Here is an 18,043-nt window from a genome sequence, read left to right as displayed (position 1 = left end):
CCACACAGAAAGTCCTCCATGAGCAAGATCGTTGTCGTCTACCACTCCGGCTACGGCCACACCAAGCGCGTCGCCGAGACCGTCGCCGAGAGCGCTGGCGCCAAACTCATCGCCATCGATGCCGAGGGCAACATCACCGACGCCGATTGGGAAGCGCTGGCCGGGGCCGACGCCATCGTCTTCGGCTCGCCCACCTACATGGGCGCCGCCAGCTGGCAGTTCAAGAAGTTTGCCGACGCCTCCAGCAAGGTCTGGTTCACCCAGGGCTGGAAGGACAAGCTGGCCGCCGGCTTCACCAACAGCGCGTCGATGAACGGCGACAAGCTGTCGACGCTGCACTACTTCTTCACGCTGAGCCAGCAGCACTCCATGCTGTGGGTGGGCACCGGCATGATGCCGTCCAACAAGAAGAGCTCGACGCGTGACGACATCAACTACGTCGCCTCCTTCGGCGGCCTGATGACCACCTCGCCGAGCGACGCGTCGCCCGCCGAGATGGCCGCCGGCGACTTTGCGACCGCCAAGGTCTTTGGCGAGCGCATCAAGACGGTGGCCGCCCGCCTCGCGCGCTAAACCAGGCCGAGATCGCGCGCACTGGCCCCGGGGAAGACCGTGGCCAGCTGCGCGTCGTTCAGGCCGTACATGCGGCGCATCAGGCCGCCGAACAGGGCGCGGTACTCGTTGAGCACCGGGTAGTCGCGGTTCTGGAACAGCGTGGAGGCCTTGACCTCCACCTGTTCGCCGGCAATGCGCCCGCCCTTCACGCCGCCGCCCAGCACCCAGTAGGCGCTGCCGTGGCCGTGGTCGGTGCCGCGGTTGCCGTTCTCGCGGAACGTGCGGCCGAACTCGCTGACCACCACCACCACGGTGTTGTTCCACTGCGGCCCCATCTCGTCGGCGAATGTCGCCAGGCCCTTGCCCAGTTCGCCCAGGCGGTTGGCGAGCTGGCCGGTCGCGCCGCCTTCGCCGACATGGGTGTCCCAACCGCCGACGTCGATGAAGCCCAGCGTGACGCGCTCGCGCATCAGCCGCGCGATGCGGCGCGCCTCCAGCGCAAAACCCTTGGCCGCGATGGCACCGCGGCTGGCCGCTTCCATCTCGCCAGCCATTTCCCGCGAGACCTCGTCGCGCACCTCGAAGCCGCCGCTGACCGTGCCGGCCAGGCGGGTGTGGGCATACATGCCGGCGATGACCTGGGCCTGGGGCCCGCTGATGGCCGGCTTGCCCAGGTCGCGCAGCGCCTGGTTGGCGACGGGCAGATTGCCGCGCAGGATCAGCGGCACCTGGTCGGTGAAGGCCATGGCTTCCAGACGGGAGCCCGCACCGAGCACGCCGGCCAGGCGATTCATGAAGCCGCTGCGGAAGTCGCGCGAGCCCTCGTCCGGCTGGCCCAGTTCGATATGGTCCTGCGTCTCGAAGTGGCTGCGCGTCGTGTCGTTGGTGCCGGCAAAGGGCACGAAGGCGGCCTGCTGCTTCAGCCACAGCGGGTGGATGCTGTCGGCCACCGCGGGTGCGAGGCCCCAGTCGGCGTCCAGCGGCAGCGCCACCGACTTGGCGATGGCGATATTGGGCCGCGCCTCGTAGTAGAAGCTCGACGACGTCGGCACCAGCAGATTGGCGGCGTCGTAGGCGCCGCGCAGGAAGACGACAAGCAGGCGGGGCGTGTCAGGTGCAGCGGCCCAGAGTCGGGTGGGCAGCAGCGTGGCACCCAGGCCGAGTTGGAGCAGAAGGCGTCGGTCCATCACATCACCTGTGCATGAAGTCGGGGGAGGCCAGCAGGTAGGTGTTCCATTCCTGCGGCGACGTGGCCTGGGCCAGGGCCTGCTGCGTGGCCGTGGCCAGGCGCGGCGCGATGCCCTCGTAGTACAGCGGGTGGGCAATCTGCGGGAAGGCGGGCCTGTCCTTGGCCTCGCCGTCGACCTTGAAGAGGCCGGCACTGCCGCTGCCGATGGCCCGGGCGATCTCGAAGCGCGTCGTCATCTGGCCCGGGCCGGCCCAGGCGCTCTCGTCCATGGCATAGCCATCGGGCGTCTGGCGGTTGTAGGGCGCCTGGCCGAGGCGGTAGAGCCAACCGATCATGGGGCCGGTGTTCAGCACCACCTTGTCGGCATAGGCCAGGCGCACGGCCGAGACGACATAGTGCGTCGGGTCCTTGAACTTGCGGCCCAGCGACGCCTCGAACTCCGGCGCGCCGACCATGGCGCGCAGCACCTCGGCGATGCGGCCATCGCTCTGCAGCCAGCGCTCGGCCATGCGTTCGACCAGGGCCGGTGGCGGCTCGTCGGCGATGAAGTACTGGGCCAGCTTGCGCGACACGAAGTGCGCCGTGCTCGGATGCTTGGCCAGCAGGTCCAGCACCTGCTCCAGTTCCGCCTCGCCCTGGCCCTTGACGGTGATGCCGAGCAACTGCTTGTCGCCGAAGTCATGCCGGGCGGGGTTGAACTCCATCAGCCCATCGCGACGGTACTGGGCTTCCTGCGCCGGCTTGAGCTTGGGCTTGTTGTCGGTCGCGTTCACGCCCAGGCCGGTCAGCACGCGGGCCAGCTCCTGCACGTCGCGCTGGCTGTAGCCGCCACCCACGCCCAGGGTGTGCAGCTCGAGCAACTCGCGCGCGTAGTTCTCGTTGATGCGGTTGGCCGCGTTCTGCTCGTTGTCGAGATAGCGCAGCATGGCCGGGTGGTGGGCCGTGTAGCCGAGCAGGTCGCGGAAGCGCCCGAGGGAGCGCTCGCGCAGGCCCTGCTCGTAGTCGCCCACCATGACGCGCAGATTGTTCTTGTACTGGTGGACGTTGAAGTGGTTGAACCAGAACCAGCTCAGCTGCTCCTGCACCTGGTTGGGCGAGTACAGCGCATTCAGCAGCTGCCGCGTCGAGGCCTCTCGGGCCAGCTTGGTCAGGGCCTGCTGGTAGTTCTTCTGCGCCTCCGCCTTGGCCGCGTCCTCGGTCAGCGCGTCGGCGGCCTTGCGCTGGGCTTCCATCTGCTGCACCAGCGGCAGCAGCGGCTGGGTGATGGAAAGTGCCTGGATCTGTGCCTTGGCGGCCTCGGGTAATGCCGCTGTGTCGACGGGTTTGAGCTGGGCGTCGAGCCAGGCCTCGCGGCCCTTGGCCTGCACGGCCTTGAGGTCGGTGCTGCTGGCGCCCCAAGTGAGACGGTCCAGCCAGAGCGTGTCTTGGGCTGGACCGTGTGCGGAGGTGGCCGGTGGCGGCGCCGTGGCGCAGCCAGCAAGGCTGATGAGCAGAGCGGTGCTGAGCGCGAGTTTTCTCATGGCGGCCTCATGATGAGGCCGCTCAACGCCCGCTGTCGAGACGGGGATGACCGGAGCAACAAGACTTCACATCTTGTCGGTCCAGTGAGTCGGCGCGTTACTTGGAACCCGGTGCGTAGATCTGGTCGAATACGCCGCCGTCGTCGAAGTGGGTCTTCTGGGCCTGGCGCCAGTTGCCGAAGTACTCGTCCAGCGTGAAGAGCTTGACCGGACCGAACTGCTTGGCGAACTTGGCCGCGACCTTGGCGTCACGCGGGCGGTAGTAGTTCTTGGCCGCGATCTCCTGGCCCTCGGGGCTGTAGAGGTAGTTCAGATAGGCCTCGGCCTGCTTGCGCGTGCCGCGCTTGTCGACGACCTTGTCGACGATGGCGACCGGCGGCTCGGCCAGTATGGACACGCTGGGCGTGACGATCTCGAACTTGTCCGGGCCGAGCTCCTTGACGGCCAGATAGGCCTCGTTTTCCCAGGCGATCAGCACGTCGCCGATGCCGCGCTCCACGAACGTCGTCGTCGAGCCGCGGGCGCCCGAGTCCAGCACCTTGGTGTTGGCGTAGATGCGCTTGACGAAGTCCTTGGCCGAATCCGGCGTGCCACCATTCTTCAGCGCATAGCCCCAGGCTGCCAGGTAGTTCCAGCGCGCACCGCCGCTGGTCTTGGGGTTGGGCGTGATGACGTCGACACCGCTGCGGGCCAGGTCGGGCCAGTTGCTGATCTTCTTCGGGTTGCCCTTGCGCACCAGGAAGACGATGGTCGACGTGTAGGGGCTGGCGTTGTTGGGCAGCTTCTTCTGCCAGTCCAGCGGCAGCAGCTTGTGGTCGGCCACGGCGTCGATGTCATAGGCCAGGGCCAGCGTGACGACGTCGGCCTCCAGCCCGTCGATGACCGCGCGGGCCTGCTTGCCCGAGCCGCCGTGCGAGGCCTTGACGCTGACGGTCTCGCCGGTCTTGGCCTTCCACTGCGCCGCGAAGGCCTTGTTGAAGTCCTGGTAGAGCTCGCGCGTCGGGTCGTAGGAGACGTTCAGCAGCGAGGTCTGTGCCAACGCGCCGGTGGCGGCGATGGCAAGGGAAAGTGCGGTGAGAAGGCGGCGCATGAGCAGTGGCTGGAGTGAGGACGTTCACTCTAGGCAAGGCCAGCACCCTGGGCAAAGAAGAAGAACGTACTAGCTCATGCAGGCCTTGCTCGGGCCTGGCGCTGTCAGCGCGCGGATCGGCGGCGGCTGAGCAGCAGCCCGCCCAGCGCGGCCGCGGCCAGCGCCCAGGTGCCGGGCTCCGGCAGGCTGCCGGTGATGCGGGCCTGGGTGACCATATTGTCCCGGCCGCCGTTGGCGCCCAGGTTGACGAGGCCGGAAATGAAATTGCTGTTGTTGCCGGTGCTGACGGTGTCGCCGACATGCCAGTTGGCCAGGAAAGCCGATTGGCCGGTGTAGCTGAACACCAGCGCCGTGCTGCCGCCGAAGTCGTGCAGGGCATCCAGCGAGAGCTGTGGCGCCACGGCCGTCGCCAGATTGCCCAGCGTCGTGTCGAACAGGTTCAGGTTGAAGCGCGCATTGCCCGTGAAGGGGTGGGCGGCGTCGGCGGTCCAGGAGGCGGTCCAGGCGCCGCTGGCGTCCCATTGCAGTTGAACGCCCACGACGTCGCCGACGGGGCTGGCGTCACCCGCGGGGTCGCTCCATTGCAGGCTGAGCGGCCCGGCGGCGGCCAGTTGGGTGCTCAGCGCGACGGCGAGCAAGGCGACAAGGCGTTTCATGGCGAGCTCCTCCAGACTTCGTGGCTTGAGCCTAAGCCAGCCTGCGAGGGCCGTGTGCGCCGGTGGTCGGCCAGGAATAGCCGGCCAGGCGCCCGGATGCGCCGGGCGTGACAAGCTTGGCGCCCTTCGGCCGCCACCCCCGGAAATGCGGGGTGACAGCCCGGATCAGGCCGCGAGTGCCAGCACCTGCCCCTCGGTTTCGGGGTTCTGGTGGCGCGCGGCGTCCACGACCTCGCGCCGCAGCGGCGAGGCGAAGGTCTGGATGAACTCGTAGACGTAGTCGCGCAGGTAGGCGCTGCGGCGCACGGCCAGGCGCGTCATGTTGTCCGCGAACAGATGGCGGGCGTCGAGGGCGCGCAGGTGGCGGTCGCGCTCGTCATCGAAGGCGATGGCCGCGACGATGCCCACGCCCAGGCCCAGCTCCACATAGGTCTTGATGACGTCGGCGTCCATCGCGCTGAGCACGATGTGGGGCGTCAGTTGGGCCGCGGCGAAGGCCTCGTCGATGTGGGAGCGGCCGGTATAGCCGGGCTCATAGGTGACGATGGGGAATTGCGCCAGGCGGGCCAGCGTCAGCGGGCCGTCCAGCAGCGGGTGGTCGGGCGGCACGACGACCGAGTGCGTCCAGCGGTAGCAGGGCAGGGCGACGAGTTCGGGGTATTGCGCCAGCGCCTCGGTCGCGATGCCGACATCGGCCTCGCCGTCGAGCAGCAGGCGGGCGATCTGCTGAGGCGAGCCCTGCTGCAGATGCAGGCTCACGTCCGGGTGATGGGCGCGGAAGTCGCGCACGGCGGGCGGCAGCGCATAGCGGGCCTGGCTGTGCGTGGCGGCGATGCGCAGGCGCCCGCTGCCGGCCTGGGCGAAGTCGTCGGCCGCGCGCTTGAGGTTCTCGGCCTCCTGCAGCAGGCGCTCGATGACGGGCAGCACCTGCTCGCCCGGCTCGGTCAGCCCCGTCAGGCGCTTGCCGACGCGCACGAAAAGCTCGATGCCGAGTTCATCCTCCAGCTCGCGGATCTGGCGGCTGACGCCGGGCTGCGAGGTATGCAGGGCCTGAGCGACTTCGGTCAGGTTGAAGCCGCGGCGCTGGGCCTCACGGACGGAACGGAGCTGCTGGAAGTTCATGCGAGGCGATTCTGCGAATTGCACCTGCATCTGTCGTCGAACTATTCGCCATATCGATATTCGCTTCTTGCCGGGTTGTCCCACTAAAGTTGGCATTCCCACGCATAAGGACGCTAGCGATGACGCAACCGACCGATATCCCCGCGCAGGCCTGGCCCCTGTTCGACCGCTATGTGCATGGCGATCTGAGCCGCCGTGGTTTTCTGGAGCAGGCCGCGGCCTTCACCGGCGGCCCGGCCGGGGCCGCAGCGCTGCTGGCCACGCTCAGCCCCAATTTCGCCGCCGCCCAGCAGGTCAAGCCAGATGACCCGCGCTTGCTGATCCGCCGCCAGTCCTTCCCGTCGCCCGACGGCAACGGCCAGGTGCAGGGCTATCTCGCCAAGCCCGCGAGTGCGGCGGGCAAGCTGCCGGCCGTGCTGGTCGTGCACGAGAACCGCGGCTTGAACCCGCACATCGAGGACATCGCCCGCCGCGTGGCGCTGGCCGGCTACGTGGCCTATGCGCCCGACGCGCTGGCGCCGCTGGGCGGCTACCCGGGCGACGAGGACAAGGCGCGTGAGCTGTTCGGCAAGCTCGACGCGCCCAAGACGCGCGCCGATATCGTCGCTGCGGCCCGTGGCCTGCTGGCCGTGCCCGACGGCAATGGCAAGCTCGGTGTCGTCGGCTTCTGCTGGGGCGGCTCGCTGTCCAACTACGTCGCCACGCAAGTGCCGGAGCTGGCCGTGGCTGTGCCCTTTTACGGCGGCGCGCCGGCGCTGGAGGACGTGCCGCGCATCAAGGCGCGGCTGCTGCTGAATTACGCGGGCAACGACGAGCGCGTCAACGCCAGCTGGCCAGCCTATGAGGCCGCGCTGAAGGCGGCCGGTGTGCGCTACGAGCAGTTCGTCTACGCCGGCACCCAGCACGGCTTCAACAACGACACGACGCCGCGCTATGACGCCGCTGCGGCACAGCTGGCCTGGGAGAGGACGCTGGCGGTATTCAAGTCAACGCTCAGCTAGGGCTCGCGCGCGGTCACAGGATGCCGCAACGTCGCAGGCGCGATACGCTTGCGGCTCCCGAGGCCCGACGCGAGCGCGCCATGACACAGCATCGAATCAGACGCGACAGGATGGCATCCCGGGTCCGACGGGCCAGCGCCGCACGGTGGCTGGCGGTGCTGGCTGGCGTGAGCCTCATGAGTCTTTTGGGTGCTTGCGGTGCCCCCGGCTCTGCCACGGCCCCCGCGGCGGCGCCGGTCCCGGCCACAGTGCCTGCACCGCCGCCGGCCCCGGTGCCACCCCCCACGCTGCCGTTCGATGCCGCCGTGCTGCGCGCCGCCACGGCTTTGCTCGGCGATGCGCAGCCGGCAGAGGCCCGCGAGCTGGTGATCGATCCGCTGGTGGACGGCGTCACCGGGCTGCAGTCGAATGCCACGCAGACGATGGGCGCGCAACTGGTCAAGCTGATAGCCCAGCAGTACCCGCGCTACAGCGTCAAGCCGTTCAACCCGGTCAACGTCGTGCGCGGGCCGCTGATCCTGACCGGGACCTTCACCGGCGTGAATGCCGAGCGCAAGAGCGAGGGCAAGCGCGAAGCCTTCCGGATCTGCCTTGCCCTGGCGGACCTGAAGACCGGCAAGCTGGTCAGCAAAGGCCTGGCCTTCGCGTTGCCCGAGGGCGTGGACACGACGCCGTTGCCGCTGTTCGCCGATTCACCGGCCTGGGCGCCGGACGATGCCACCACCGGCTATGTGCGCACCTGTCAAGGCACCAAGCCCGGCGACGCCATCCACCCTTTGTATATCGACCGCATCGTGACGGCTGCGACCATCGCTGAAGCCAGCGAGGCCTACGCCGCCAAGCGCTATGCGCAAGCTGCCACGCTGTTCGAGACGGCGCTGGCCAGCCCCGGCGGCAACCAGTTGCGCGTGCACACGGGGCTGTACCTCACCCGGATGCGGCTCGGCCAGCGGTCGGCGGCGGCCAAGGCCTTCGGCGACATCGTCGAGCAAGGGCTCGACCAGAAGCGGCTGGGCGTGAAGGTGCTGTTCAAGCCCGGCACTGCGGCGATCTGGTCGCCGCCGGGCACCACGGCGCTGCCTTACGCGATGTGGATGGGCGAGATCGGCAGGCGCGCTGCGGCGCGGCCGAGTTGCCTGGACGTGGTCGGCCACACGAGCGCAAGCGGCGCCGAGCCGGTGAACGAAAGGATTTCGCTGCTGCGCGCGGAGATGGTCGCGGGCGAGTTGAAGCGGGTGGCACCCAAGCTGACGCCGCGACTGGCCAGCAGCGGCGTCGGCTCCAGGCAGGCGCTGATCGGCAACGGCCGCGACGACCTGTCCGACGCGCTCGACCGGCGGGTCGAGTTCCTCGTCCACGGTTGTTGAACCCTCAGCTTCATCTCAGACGGCGAAGGCCCACTCGCGGAACTCGGCGTGGCGTGGCCTTTGCTCGGCGGCGGCGCGCGCTCGCGCAGCTTCGATCCAGCTCTTGGCGATCGGAAAGGGGCCGAAGCCGGCCTCGGCATTGATGTGGCCGACCGGTCCGAGATTGCTGTAGCTGGCACCCCAACGATGCGCCCAGCGCGCGGCGCTGGCAGCGCTCATCCAGGGGTCGGTGCTGCTGGCGATCAGGCGCGAGCGGCGTGGCAGGCGCTGGTGGGGCAATGACTCGGCGACGCCGAATTTGTCGGGCTCGGCCGGGGCGACGAAGAGGGCCTCGCGGATGGGCGAGTCCGGGTGGTCGGCCAGGTGGCGAGCCAGGGCCAGGCAGCCGAAGCTGTGGGCCACGGCCAGCCATTCGCCCTGTCCATTGATGTTGCCGCGACCTCCAGCGTGCGCTGGATGCGCTCGGCCCAGCGCTCCAGTTCGGGTTTGCTGGGGTCGCGCTGCGTGACGCGGCGGGCGTCGCGGTACTGGCCTTGCAGCCAGGTCTGCCAATGCGCCGGGCCGCTGTCGTTCAGGCCCGGGATGATGAGGACGCGGGGCGCGCTGTAGGCCATGTCGGGCTCCTCGTCAGAGCGTCGCGATCGACACCTCGGTGGACTTGACCAGCGCGACGACCTCGCGGCCGACTTCGAGGCCAAGGTCCTTGACCGAGCGCGTCGTGATGACCGAGGTGACGACATCGCCACTGCGCGTGACGACATCGACTTCCGAGACGACCGGGCCTTCGATGATTTCCTTGATCGTGCCGCGGAACTGGTTGCGGACGTTGATGGCGGTGATGGTCATGCGGAATTCCTTGGTGGCTGCGGGATGAGGGCAGTGTGGCCAAGGGGTCCGCCGAGCGGAAGGAATCGAAACGCAGCAGCCCATGCGGGCTGCGTATATCAACCTTGCGGCGAGTCGTCCTTCAGCAGCACCAGGCAATCGGCGGTGGAGCCGTCCGGCGCAGGATGGGCGATGCAGTTGCGGTAGGCAGCGCGCCATGCGTCGGGCCCGGCGGCGGGCGCGTCGAAGCGCAGCGGCGCGTCGACCGCGACCACGTCGCGGCCAGGCTGGGTGGGCACCAGCTCATAGGCGCCGACGCCAGCGATGGCGATGATGGCGCAGACCCAGAGCATGCGCTGACGATGGGCGGCCTTGTCGGAGAAGGATGACATGTCGAACTCCCGCCGGCGTTTGCGACAGCGGTGCCCGTACCGGCGACAGACACCTGTTTGTCCAAACGTAGTCGGTGGCGGGAAGCGGACATCCCCTAGGTCCCCAATCTTGGGGACGCGGGCCTCCTCATGACTGAGGAGCCGGTGCTCAGATGCCGGCGCCGGCCTCGAACAGGCTCAGCCGCGCCGCGCTCAACTTCACGCGCTGGCCGCCTTGCAGGCGCAAGGACTCAGCCTCTTCGCGAGTCAATTCGGCTTCCAGCGGTTGGCCGTCCGGGCCGATCAGCTCGACACGCGCGCTCGCGCCAAAGGACAGCACGCGCTCCACGGTGGCCGACAGGCCCTGGGCCGACTCGTCGGTCAGGATCTGCAGCTCGTGCGGCCGCGCATAGGCCTGCACCTCGCCGTCGCCGTGGGCGCCCTGGTGCGGCAACTGATGCTCGCCCATGTGCAGCACGCCACCGCGGGCCTGGCCGACGAAGCGGTTGACCGCGCCGAGGAAGCCGTAGACGAAGGGCGTCGCCGGGCGCTCGTAGACCTCCTGCGGCGTGCCGACCTGCTCGACACGGCCATGGTCCATCAGCACGATGCGGTCGGCCACTTCCAGGGCCTCGTCCTGGTCGTGGGTGACGAAGATGCTGGTGATGTGCAGCTCGTCGTGCAGGCGACGCAGCCAGCGGCGCAGCTCCTTGCGCACCTTGGCGTCGAGTGCGCCGAAGGGCTCGTCCAGCAGCAGCACGCGCGGCTCGACGGCGAGCGCACGGGCCAGCGCGATGCGCTGGCGCTGGCCACCGGACAGCTGCGGCGGGAAGCGGTCACCCAGCCAGTCGAGCTGCACCAGCTTGAGCAGCTCGGTGACGCGCTTCTTGATCTCGGCTTCGGGCAGGCGCTGCTTCCTGGGTTTCACGCGCAGGCCGAAGGCGACGTTGTCGAACACCGTCATGTGGCGGAACAGCGCGTAATGCTGGAAGACGAAGCCGACCTGGCGCTCGCGCACATGGGTGTCGGAAGCGTCCTGGCCGTCCAGCAGCACACGGCCGCGGTCGGCCTGCTCGAGGCCGGCAATGATGCGCAGCAGCGTCGTCTTGCCGCAGCCCGAGGGGCCGAGCAGGGCGACGAGTTCGCCGGTCGGGAAGTCCAGCGACACGTCACCGAGGGCGGTGAAGCTGCCGAAGCTCTTGTGGATGTTTTGGACTTGAATTCCCATCACGCTTCCTTGGCCGACTGGCTGGCACGCCACTCGATGAATTGCTTGATCACCAGCGTCACCAGCGCGAGCAGCGCCAGCAGTGAGGCCACGGCGAAGGCGGCCGCGAACTGGTATTCGTTGTAGAGGATCTCGACGTGCAGCGGCAGCGTGTTGGTCAGGCCGCGTATGTGGCCGGACACGACCGACACCGCGCCGAACTCGCCCATGGCGCGCGCATTGCAAAGGATGACGCCGTACAGCAGGCCCCACTTGATGTTGGGCAGCGTGACGCGGCGGAAGGTCTGCCAGCCGCTGGCGCCGAGCACGGTGGCGGCCTCTTCCTCGTCCTTGCCTTGCGCCTGCATCAGCGGGATCAGCTCGCGGGCGACGAAGGGGAAGGTGACGAAGACGGTCGCCAGCACGATGCCGGGCACGGCGAAGATGATCTTCACGTCATGCGCCTGCAGCCAGGGGCCGAACCAGCCCTGGGCGCCGAAGATCAGCACATACATCAGGCCGGCCACGACGGGCGAGACCGAGAAGGGCAGGTCGATCAGCGTGATCAGCAGCTGCTTGCCGCGGAACTCGTGCTTGGCGATCAACCATGACGCACTCAGGCCGAACACCAGGTTGAACGGCACCGCGATGGCCGTAGCGATCAGGGTGAGCTTGATGGCGGAGAAGGTTTCCTCTTCGGCGATGGACGTGAAGTACACCTCCCAGCCCTTGCGCAACGCCTCGGTGAAGACGGCCACGAGGGGCAGCAGCAGGAAGATGGCGAAGAAGCTCAAGCCCAGTGCCAGCAGCGCGAACCGCACGGCGGGGGATTCGCGCGTGGCGGGGTTGTCCTGGTACTTGGCTCTGGCGCGAGCCGGGGCGAGATGCAGTGCGGTACTCATTTGCGCCCACCCCGCTGCGAACTCCAGGCCTGCAGGCCGTTGATGATGAGCAGCAGCACGAAGCTGGCGATCAGCATGACGGCGGCGATGGCCGTGGCGCCCACGTAGTCGTATTGCTCCAGCTTGGCGATGATCATCAGCGGCGTGATCTCGCTGACCATGGGGATGTTGCCGGCGATGAAGATGACCGAGCCGTATTCGCCAACGGCGCGCGCAAAGGCCAGCGCGAAGCCGGTCAGCAGGGCCGGCAGCAGCGTCGGCAGCACGACATAGCGGAAGGTGGTCCAGCGCTGGGCGCCCAGCGACGCGGCGGCCTCCTCCAGCTCGGTCTCCATGTCCTCCAGCACCGGTTGCACGGTGCGCACGATGAAGGGCAGGCCGATGAAGATCAGCGCCAGCAGGATGCCCAGCGGCGTGAAGGCGATCTTGATGTCGTACTTGGCGAAGAGGGAACCGACCCAGCCGTTGGGCGCGTACAGCGCCGTCAGCGCGATGCCGGCCACGGCCGTGGGCAGGGCGAAGGGCAGGTCGATCAGCGCATCGACGAGCTTCTTGCCCGGGAACTCATAGCGCACGATGCACCAGGCCAGGATGAGGCCGAAGAAGAGATTGATGAAGGCGGCGATCAGCGAGGCCCCGAAGCTGAGCTTGTACGAGGCCATCACGCGCGGTGCCGTGGCGGCAGCCCAGAAGGCGTCTAAGCCATGGCCCGAGGACTTCAGGAAGACGGCGGCCAGCGGCACCAGCACGATCAGCGACAGATAGAACAGCGTGAAGCCCAGCGTCGGTGCGAATCCGGGCAGCACGCGGCGGCGTGCCGAGAGGAAGGAAGCCATCAGCGTTTGATGCTGGCCATGACTTGGTCAAACGAGCCGCCGTCGGCAAAGTGCTGCTTGCTGACCTTGGCCCAGCCGCCCAGCGTCTGGTCGACAGTGAAGAGCTTGATGTTGGCGAAGCGCTGGGCGTGCTTCTTGAAGATGGCTGGGTCGCGCGGGCGGAAGTTGTTCCTGGCGATGATTTCCTGGCCTTCCGGTGTCCAGTGGAAGTCGAGGTAGGCCTTGGCCAGCGCGGCCGTACCCTTCTTGGCATTGACCTTGTCGACCAGGGCCACCGGGGCATCGGTCTCGATGGAGATGCTGGGGTTGACCTGCTCGAACTGGCCCTTGCCGAACTCGTTCTCGATCAGCTCCACCTCGGCCTCGAAGGTGACGAGCACGTCGCCGATGCCCCGCTGCGTGAAGGTGGTGGTGGCGCCGCGGCCGCCGCCGTCCAGCACCGGCACATTGGTCAGCACCTTGGTGACCAGTTCCTTGGCCTGGGCTTCGCTGCCGCCAGTGGCGATGACGCTGCCCCAGATGGCCAGGTAGCTGTAGCGGCCGTTGCCGGTGACCTTGGGGTTGGGGATGATGACCTGCACGCCCGGGCGGGCCAGGTCGCTCCAGTCCTTGATGCCCTTGGGGTTGCCCTTGCGCACGAGGAAGGTCATGGTGGACGAATAGGGCGCCGCGCCGTTGGGGAAGCGGCTGCGCCAGTCGGCGGGGGTCAGGCCGGCGCTGGCGAGCTGGTCCACGTCGGTGGCCTGGTTCATCGTCACGACGTCGGCTTCCAGGCCGCCGATGACGGCGCCGATCTGCTTGCTGGAGCCGCCATGGCTCTGGTTGATGACGACGGTCTGGCCCTTGGCCTTCTGTGCGGCGACAAAGGCCGGGTTGATCTGCTTGTAGAGCTCGCGCGCCACGTCGTAGGAGACGTTCAGCAGCGTGGCGTCATTGGCCAGCACCGGCAGGGCGGCGCTGGAGGCGATCAGCGCGAGAACGGTGCGGCGGGAAGGCAGGAAGAAGGGCATGGCATGGCCGTCGAATGAACGAAGCCGCGAGAGTGCCCGAAGTCGCTTATTCACCAAACGACAGTTTGCTTATTTCCTTATTCGATATGCACCAAAGCGTGGCATGGGCTTTGCTCGCCTCATGAGCATGCCGTTTGCCCAGGACACGCTCGCCACCCCGCCGGTTGCCTCGCTGGAGGCGACGCGCCGCCTGACCCTGCTGCTGGAAAGCACCGGCGAGGGCATATTCGGCATCGATATGGGTGGCCATTGCACCTTTGTGAACCGCGCTGCCTGTGAGGCCCTGGGCTGGCGCACCGAAGAAGTGCTGGGCCGCAATATGCACGAGCTGATCCATCACTCGCGCGACGACGGCGCCCACTATCCGGAGTGCGACTGCCCCATCTTCAATGCCTTCCGCCGCGGCGAGCCCTGCCGCATCGATGATGAAGTGCTGTGGCGGGCTGACGGCAGTCCCTTCCCGGCCGAGTATTCGAGCTACCCGGTCATCGAACATGGCGAGGTGCAGGGCGCCGTCGTCACCTTCGTCGACATTTCCGCCCGCCGCCGCGCCGAGGCGCTGCTGCGCGCCAGCCATGACGAGCTGGAGCAGCGCGTGGCCGACCGAACGGCCGAGCTGCGCGAGCTGGCCCACCACCTGGAGGCCATGCGCGAGACCGAGCGCAAGCGCATTGCCCGCGAGATCCATGACGAGCTGGGCTCCCTGCTCGTGGCGTTGAAGATGGACCTGGACTGGCTGGCCCGCCGTGTCGGCGACCCTGGCCTGCGCGAGCCCATGCTGGACAAATGCCAGCGCATGGGTGGCCTGGTGGACACGGCGGTGGACTCGGTCGGCCGCATCATCACGGACCTGCGCCCCAGCATCCTGGACCACCAGGGCCTGTGGGCGGCGCTGGAGTGGCAGGCGCAGGAGTTCCAGCTCGCCGGCAGCGACGAGCGGCAGGTGGACGTCAAGATGCACGTCGCGGCCGATGTCGCGCCGCCGGAAGGGGGGCTGGCGATTGCGGTGTTCCGCATCTTCCAGGAGGTGCTGTCCAACGTCGCCCGTCACGCCAGGGCCCGGCATGTGGCCATCCGCATCGACGTGGACGCGCCACCGGCACCGGTGCTCTATCTGCAGGTGCGCGACGACGGCGTGGGCGCGGCACCCGAGGCGCTGAACGACGCGCGCAGCTATGGCGTGCTGGGTATGCGCGAGCGTGCCGGCCACTTCGGGGGGCGGCTGGGCATCGAGAGTGCGCCGGGGCGGGGCACGACAGTTCGATTGGTGATGCCGCTGGAGGCGCAATGAAGCGGGCCGAGCGCCGGGCCGCCCCAAGCCGGACCGCCGTCCGCTCGGGGGACCGGCCGATGTACCCGTCGGACGAGGGGCTGACATGATTCGCGTGCTGATCTGCGACGACCACCTCATCGTCCGCCAGGGCATCAAGCAGGTGCTCGCTGAGGCGGAGGATCTGCGCGTCGTCGGCGAGGCGGCCAACGGGCCGGATGCCATCCAGCAGGTGAGGGCGTGCCAGGTCGACGTGGTGCTGCTGGACATCGCCATGCCGCAGCGTGACGGGCTGGACATCCTGAAGGCGTTGAAATCCGAGTTCCCGCGCCTGCCCGTGCTGATGCTGTCGACCTACCCCGACCGCCAGTACGCCGTGCGCAGCCTCAAGCTCGGCGCGGCCGGCTACCTGAACAAGAGCGCCCACAGCGAGCAGATGATCGACGCGGTGCGCAGCGTCGCCCGCGGCAAGCTCTTCATCACGCCCAGCGTGGCCGAGCAATTGGCCGGCGCCATCGGCGCGGGCGGCCGGCCGGCGGACGATGAGCAGCCGCTGCACGAGAAGCTGTCGCACCGCGAATACCAGGTCTTCCAGCTGCTGGCCGCCGGCCGCAGCGTGGGCGAGATCGCCGAGCAACTGGTGCTGTCACCCAACACGGTGTCCACCTACCGCGCCCGCGTGCTGGAGAAGATCGGCGTGCGCAACGACGTGGAGCTGGCGCTGTTCGCGGTGCGCATGGAGCAGGCGGGATAGGGTTGCTTCCGAAAAAGTAAAACCCTGTTTCGTTTCGGCGCGGTACATTGCCGGCCGCATGCATGACCGCGCCGGCCGGCGCACAGAAAGAACTCCATGAGCGCCACCCAGCCAATCGCCGAAGCCTTCACCACCGCCCGCGCCGCCGGCCGCGCCATCGAGGCCTACCCCGGCACGCCGCCCGCGACGCTGGCCGAGGCCTATGCGATCCAGGCCGCGGCGATCGCCCGCTGGCCCGATGCGGTCAAGGGCTGGAAGGTCGCCCGCGTGAACCCCGCGTTCGYGGCGCAATTCCCTGAGGAGCGCCTCATCGGCCCCGCCTTCGCCCCCAACGTCCACCACGTGGCGCAGGGCGGCACGGCGAGCTGCCCCGTGTTCGAAGGCGGCTTCGCGGCCGTCGAGGCCGAGGTCGTCATCGTCGTCGCGGCGGATTCGCCGGCCGGCAAGAGCGACTGGACGGCGGAGTCCGTCCTCCCGCTGGTGGCGTCCATGCACATCGGCGTCGAAGTGGCGAGCAGCCCGCTGGCCACGCTGAACGACATCGGCCCCGGCGCCGTCATCTCCGACTTCGGCAACAACTGGGGCGTTGTCGTCGGCGCCGAGATCGCCAACTGGCGCGAACTGGAAACCATTGACGTCGAGACCTTCATCGACGGCCAGTCCGTCGGTACTGGCAAGGTCGCCATCAAACCCGGGCCTCTCGGCGCGCTCGCCTTCACGCTGAACAAGCGCGCCCAGCAGGGTGAAATTTTGCGTGCCGGCGACGTCATCTCGACCGGCATGATCACCGGCGTGCACGACATCCGCATCGGCCAGCAGTCGCGGCATGTGTTTGCGGGCGCGGGCGAAGTGCTGGTGCAGATCACCCGCGCCGTGGCCGCTGCGGCCTGAGGCGCTGCTGCCCAATGAAAACCGCCCCGGTGCAGGTCTGCAACCGGGGCGAGCCGCCGAGGCGGTAACCGAGGTTTAGGCTTGCTGCTTGCGGCGGCGCGTGACCAGCCCGGCAGCCAACAGGCCCAGGAAGGCCACCGACCAGGTCGACGGCTCGGGAATGGCGAACTGCGAGTAGATCTGCGACGTCGTCAGCTCATAGGCCGAATTGGCCAGCACGTCGACGTTGACGTTCCAGCCGATGGCGTCGAAGGCCGCCAGGTCCAGCGCGGTGACCGAATCCATCTTGCCGCCGCAGATGTAGGGGTTCATGACGCCCAGGAAGCCGTCGCACGGCGTGTTCTGGTCGGGCTGCTTCCAGTGCGAGGCCTGGTTGCCGTCGCCGGTGTTTTCACCCGTCGAGAAATCGCCGAGGGCCGTGGCGCCGCCGTCCACCGAGAAGTAGGCCGGCTGGTTCGGCGCCCAGTTCAATTGACCCGCGGCGCTGTAGCGGAACATGTCCAGGCCATAGCCCCACCAGAAATCATCGACCGGGCCGGTTTGGCCGTCGGTGTAGTCGAAATCGTCGGCACCGCTGACGAAGCCCAGCGCATGCCCGATCTCGTGGATGGCCACGCCGATGAAGTCGTAGCTGCCCGGCGTGATGCCGTCCGTGGGGTTGAAGTCGAAGGCGAACTGGTTGGAGAACTGGATGGTGCCGTCGATGAAGCTGGGGCCGAGGTCGATGCCCAGGGCCTTGACGTTGGCCGAGGTCAGCGCCATCGCTTGGTTGATGGTGTTGTCGGGCGCCAACCGTGTGCCGCCGGCGACGTCGATGCCGTCCTGGGTGGCCGGCGAAAGATAGGCCGGCACCAGGACCGACACGCCGCCATTGGCATTCAGGGGTGACAGGTTGGCCACGGCCAGGTTGTCCAGCGCGCTGGTCTTGTTGGCGTTGAGCAGGTTGTAGTAGGCACCGATCGGCACGTAGTCGATCAGGCTGGAGCCGGTCGAGCCCAGCACGCCCGGCGGCAGCCCGCCGTAGCCGACGTTCAGCTCGATCGTGGCGTTGTTGGTGAGGACCGATTCCCAGTACTTCGCTGCGATCCTGAAGCCTGCCTCGGCCTGCGTGCCGGTCACCTGGGCGGCGCCGCCGATATCGTGCAGGATGATGGTGGCCGCACCGGCGGGAGCGGCCAGGGCGACTGCCGAAGCCGTCCCGAGGATGAATGACTTGATTGTGGCGATGGTCATTGAACTTCCCTGTCTGTCCGAGTGAGCGCGAATGAGGCGGGATGCTAGTGCGCAAATCACGCTGGCACCGGCGTGGGGCAGCGGTATGAGACCCCCTGCCTGAGGGATTGAGCAACAGTCCTGTGGTCCCCGGCTTGCCCAGTTAGGGGGGCTTCGGGCGATGTGGCGTAGTTCCAGCCCTACAAGAAGTCGCCGGCCACCACGATGCCGTCGGGCCGGCACGCTCCCTAGAGTTGCTTCCACT

19 protein-coding genes and 1 pseudogene are annotated in these 18,043 nt (G+C 68.1%); 6 read left to right on the top strand and 14 right to left on the bottom strand.

Annotation, left to right across the window (positions count from 1 at the left end; translation table 11 throughout):
* Positions 1-18: 18 nt before the first annotated feature.
* Positions 19-573 carry a flavodoxin family protein gene (locus AC1D2H_RS08095; RefSeq protein ID WP_477928255.1) on the top strand — a complete coding sequence of 185 codons (555 nt, stop codon included), beginning with the start codon at positions 19-21 and terminating at the stop codon, positions 571-573.
* On the opposite strand, the gene AC1D2H_RS08090 is transcribed toward AC1D2H_RS08095, so the two are convergent.
* The 5 genes from AC1D2H_RS08090 to AC1D2H_RS08070 form a co-directional block, all read right to left on the bottom strand.
* Entirely contained in the window at positions 570-1,742 is a 1,173-nt protein-coding gene (locus AC1D2H_RS08090; protein WP_477928253.1) for a DUF1501 domain-containing protein, read from the bottom strand. The two genes, AC1D2H_RS08095 and AC1D2H_RS08090, sit on opposite strands and share 4 nt — an antisense overlap.
* Positions 1,743-1,746: 4 nt before the next feature.
* Entirely contained in the window at positions 1,747-3,264 is a 1,518-nt protein-coding gene (locus AC1D2H_RS08085; protein ID WP_478010574.1) for a DUF1800 domain-containing protein, read from the bottom strand.
* Between the two features lie 97 nt (positions 3,265-3,361).
* Positions 3,362-4,354, bottom strand: coding sequence for a sulfate ABC transporter substrate-binding protein (locus AC1D2H_RS08080; RefSeq protein ID WP_478010573.1), 993 nt, complete (start codon positions 4,352-4,354; stop codon positions 3,362-3,364).
* Positions 4,355-4,458: 104 nt separating this feature from the next.
* Positions 4,459-5,010: a PEP-CTERM sorting domain-containing protein gene (locus AC1D2H_RS08075; protein ID WP_478010572.1), complete on the bottom strand. Its 552-nt coding sequence runs from the start codon at positions 5,008-5,010 to the stop codon at positions 4,459-4,461.
* A 165-nt stretch (positions 5,011-5,175) separates the two neighbouring features.
* Entirely contained in the window at positions 5,176-6,132 is a 957-nt protein-coding gene (locus AC1D2H_RS08070; protein ID WP_477928245.1) for a CysB family HTH-type transcriptional regulator, read from the bottom strand.
* A 119-nt stretch (positions 6,133-6,251) separates the two neighbouring features.
* Between AC1D2H_RS08070 and AC1D2H_RS08065 the strand changes: the two genes are divergently transcribed.
* Together AC1D2H_RS08065 and AC1D2H_RS08060 are read left to right on the top strand one after the other, a co-directional pair.
* Positions 6,252-7,133, top strand: coding sequence for a dienelactone hydrolase family protein (locus AC1D2H_RS08065; protein WP_478010571.1), 882 nt, complete (start codon positions 6,252-6,254; stop codon positions 7,131-7,133).
* A 305-nt stretch (positions 7,134-7,438) separates the two neighbouring features.
* Positions 7,439-8,500 (top strand): OmpA family protein, encoded by a 1,062-nt coding sequence (locus AC1D2H_RS08060; protein WP_478010570.1) that lies wholly within the window; start codon positions 7,439-7,441, stop codon positions 8,498-8,500.
* Between the two features lie 15 nt (positions 8,501-8,515).
* On the opposite strand, the gene AC1D2H_RS08055 is transcribed toward AC1D2H_RS08060, so the two are convergent.
* The 8 genes and pseudogenes from AC1D2H_RS08055 to AC1D2H_RS08020 all read right to left on the bottom strand — a co-directional run bounded on the left by AC1D2H_RS08055 (position 8,516) and on the right by AC1D2H_RS08020 (position 13,651).
* On the bottom strand, positions 8,516-8,902 hold the full coding sequence (locus AC1D2H_RS08055) for an RBBP9/YdeN family alpha/beta hydrolase (RefSeq protein ID WP_478010569.1): 387 nt from the start codon (positions 8,900-8,902) through the stop codon (positions 8,516-8,518).
* 89 nt (positions 8,903-8,991) lie between these two features.
* A pseudogene (locus AC1D2H_RS08050) lies at positions 8,992-9,114 on the bottom strand (alpha/beta hydrolase); the annotation flags it as partial.
* Between the two features lie 13 nt (positions 9,115-9,127).
* Positions 9,128-9,346 (bottom strand): TOBE domain-containing protein, encoded by a 219-nt coding sequence (locus AC1D2H_RS08045; RefSeq protein ID WP_373714675.1) that lies wholly within the window; start codon positions 9,344-9,346, stop codon positions 9,128-9,130.
* A gap of 98 nt (positions 9,347-9,444) precedes the next feature.
* Entirely contained in the window at positions 9,445-9,717 is a 273-nt protein-coding gene (locus AC1D2H_RS08040; RefSeq protein WP_477928238.1) for a hypothetical protein, read from the bottom strand.
* A 148-nt stretch (positions 9,718-9,865) separates the two neighbouring features.
* Positions 9,866-10,924: a sulfate/molybdate ABC transporter ATP-binding protein gene (locus AC1D2H_RS08035; RefSeq protein WP_478010568.1), complete on the bottom strand. Its 1,059-nt coding sequence runs from the start codon at positions 10,922-10,924 to the stop codon at positions 9,866-9,868.
* Entirely contained in the window at positions 10,924-11,805 is an 882-nt protein-coding gene (gene cysW / locus AC1D2H_RS08030) for a sulfate ABC transporter permease subunit CysW (protein WP_478010567.1), read from the bottom strand. The genes AC1D2H_RS08035 and cysW overlap by 1 nt, the downstream gene beginning before the upstream one ends.
* Positions 11,802-12,641: a sulfate ABC transporter permease subunit CysT gene (cysT, locus tag AC1D2H_RS08025; protein ID WP_478010566.1), complete on the bottom strand. Its 840-nt coding sequence runs from the start codon at positions 12,639-12,641 to the stop codon at positions 11,802-11,804. Before cysT ends, cysW begins: the two co-directional genes overlap by 4 nt.
* Positions 12,641-13,651: a sulfate ABC transporter substrate-binding protein gene (locus tag AC1D2H_RS08020; protein ID WP_478010565.1), complete on the bottom strand. Its 1,011-nt coding sequence runs from the start codon at positions 13,649-13,651 to the stop codon at positions 12,641-12,643. Before AC1D2H_RS08020 ends, cysT begins: the two co-directional genes overlap by 1 nt.
* Before the next feature lie 127 nt (positions 13,652-13,778).
* On the opposite strand from AC1D2H_RS08020, the gene AC1D2H_RS08015 reads away from it, so the two are divergent.
* The 3 genes from AC1D2H_RS08015 to AC1D2H_RS08005 all read left to right on the top strand — a co-directional run bounded on the left by AC1D2H_RS08015 (position 13,779) and on the right by AC1D2H_RS08005 (position 16,566).
* A complete protein-coding gene (locus AC1D2H_RS08015) occupies positions 13,779-14,942 on the top strand; it encodes a PAS domain-containing sensor histidine kinase (protein ID WP_477928396.1) in 1,164 nt (387 codons plus the stop codon).
* Positions 14,943-15,027: 85 nt separating this feature from the next.
* Positions 15,028-15,675 (top strand): response regulator, encoded by a 648-nt coding sequence (locus AC1D2H_RS08010; protein WP_478010564.1) that lies wholly within the window; start codon positions 15,028-15,030, stop codon positions 15,673-15,675.
* Positions 15,676-15,771: 96 nt separating this feature from the next.
* Positions 15,772-16,566 (top strand): hypothetical protein, encoded by a 795-nt coding sequence (locus AC1D2H_RS08005; RefSeq protein ID WP_478010563.1) that lies wholly within the window; start codon positions 15,772-15,774, stop codon positions 16,564-16,566.
* Between the two features lie 75 nt (positions 16,567-16,641).
* Here AC1D2H_RS08005 and AC1D2H_RS08000 read toward each other — a convergent pair whose 3' ends face one another.
* A complete protein-coding gene (locus tag AC1D2H_RS08000; protein ID WP_478010562.1) occupies positions 16,642-17,799 on the bottom strand; it encodes an NF038122 family metalloprotease in 1,158 nt (385 codons plus the stop codon).
* Positions 17,800-18,043 lie beyond the last annotated feature (244 nt).

It is taken from the genome of Roseateles sp. P1_C1_2, from assembly GCF_056406535.1.
This window is presented reverse-complemented; position numbering and strand designations above follow the sequence as displayed.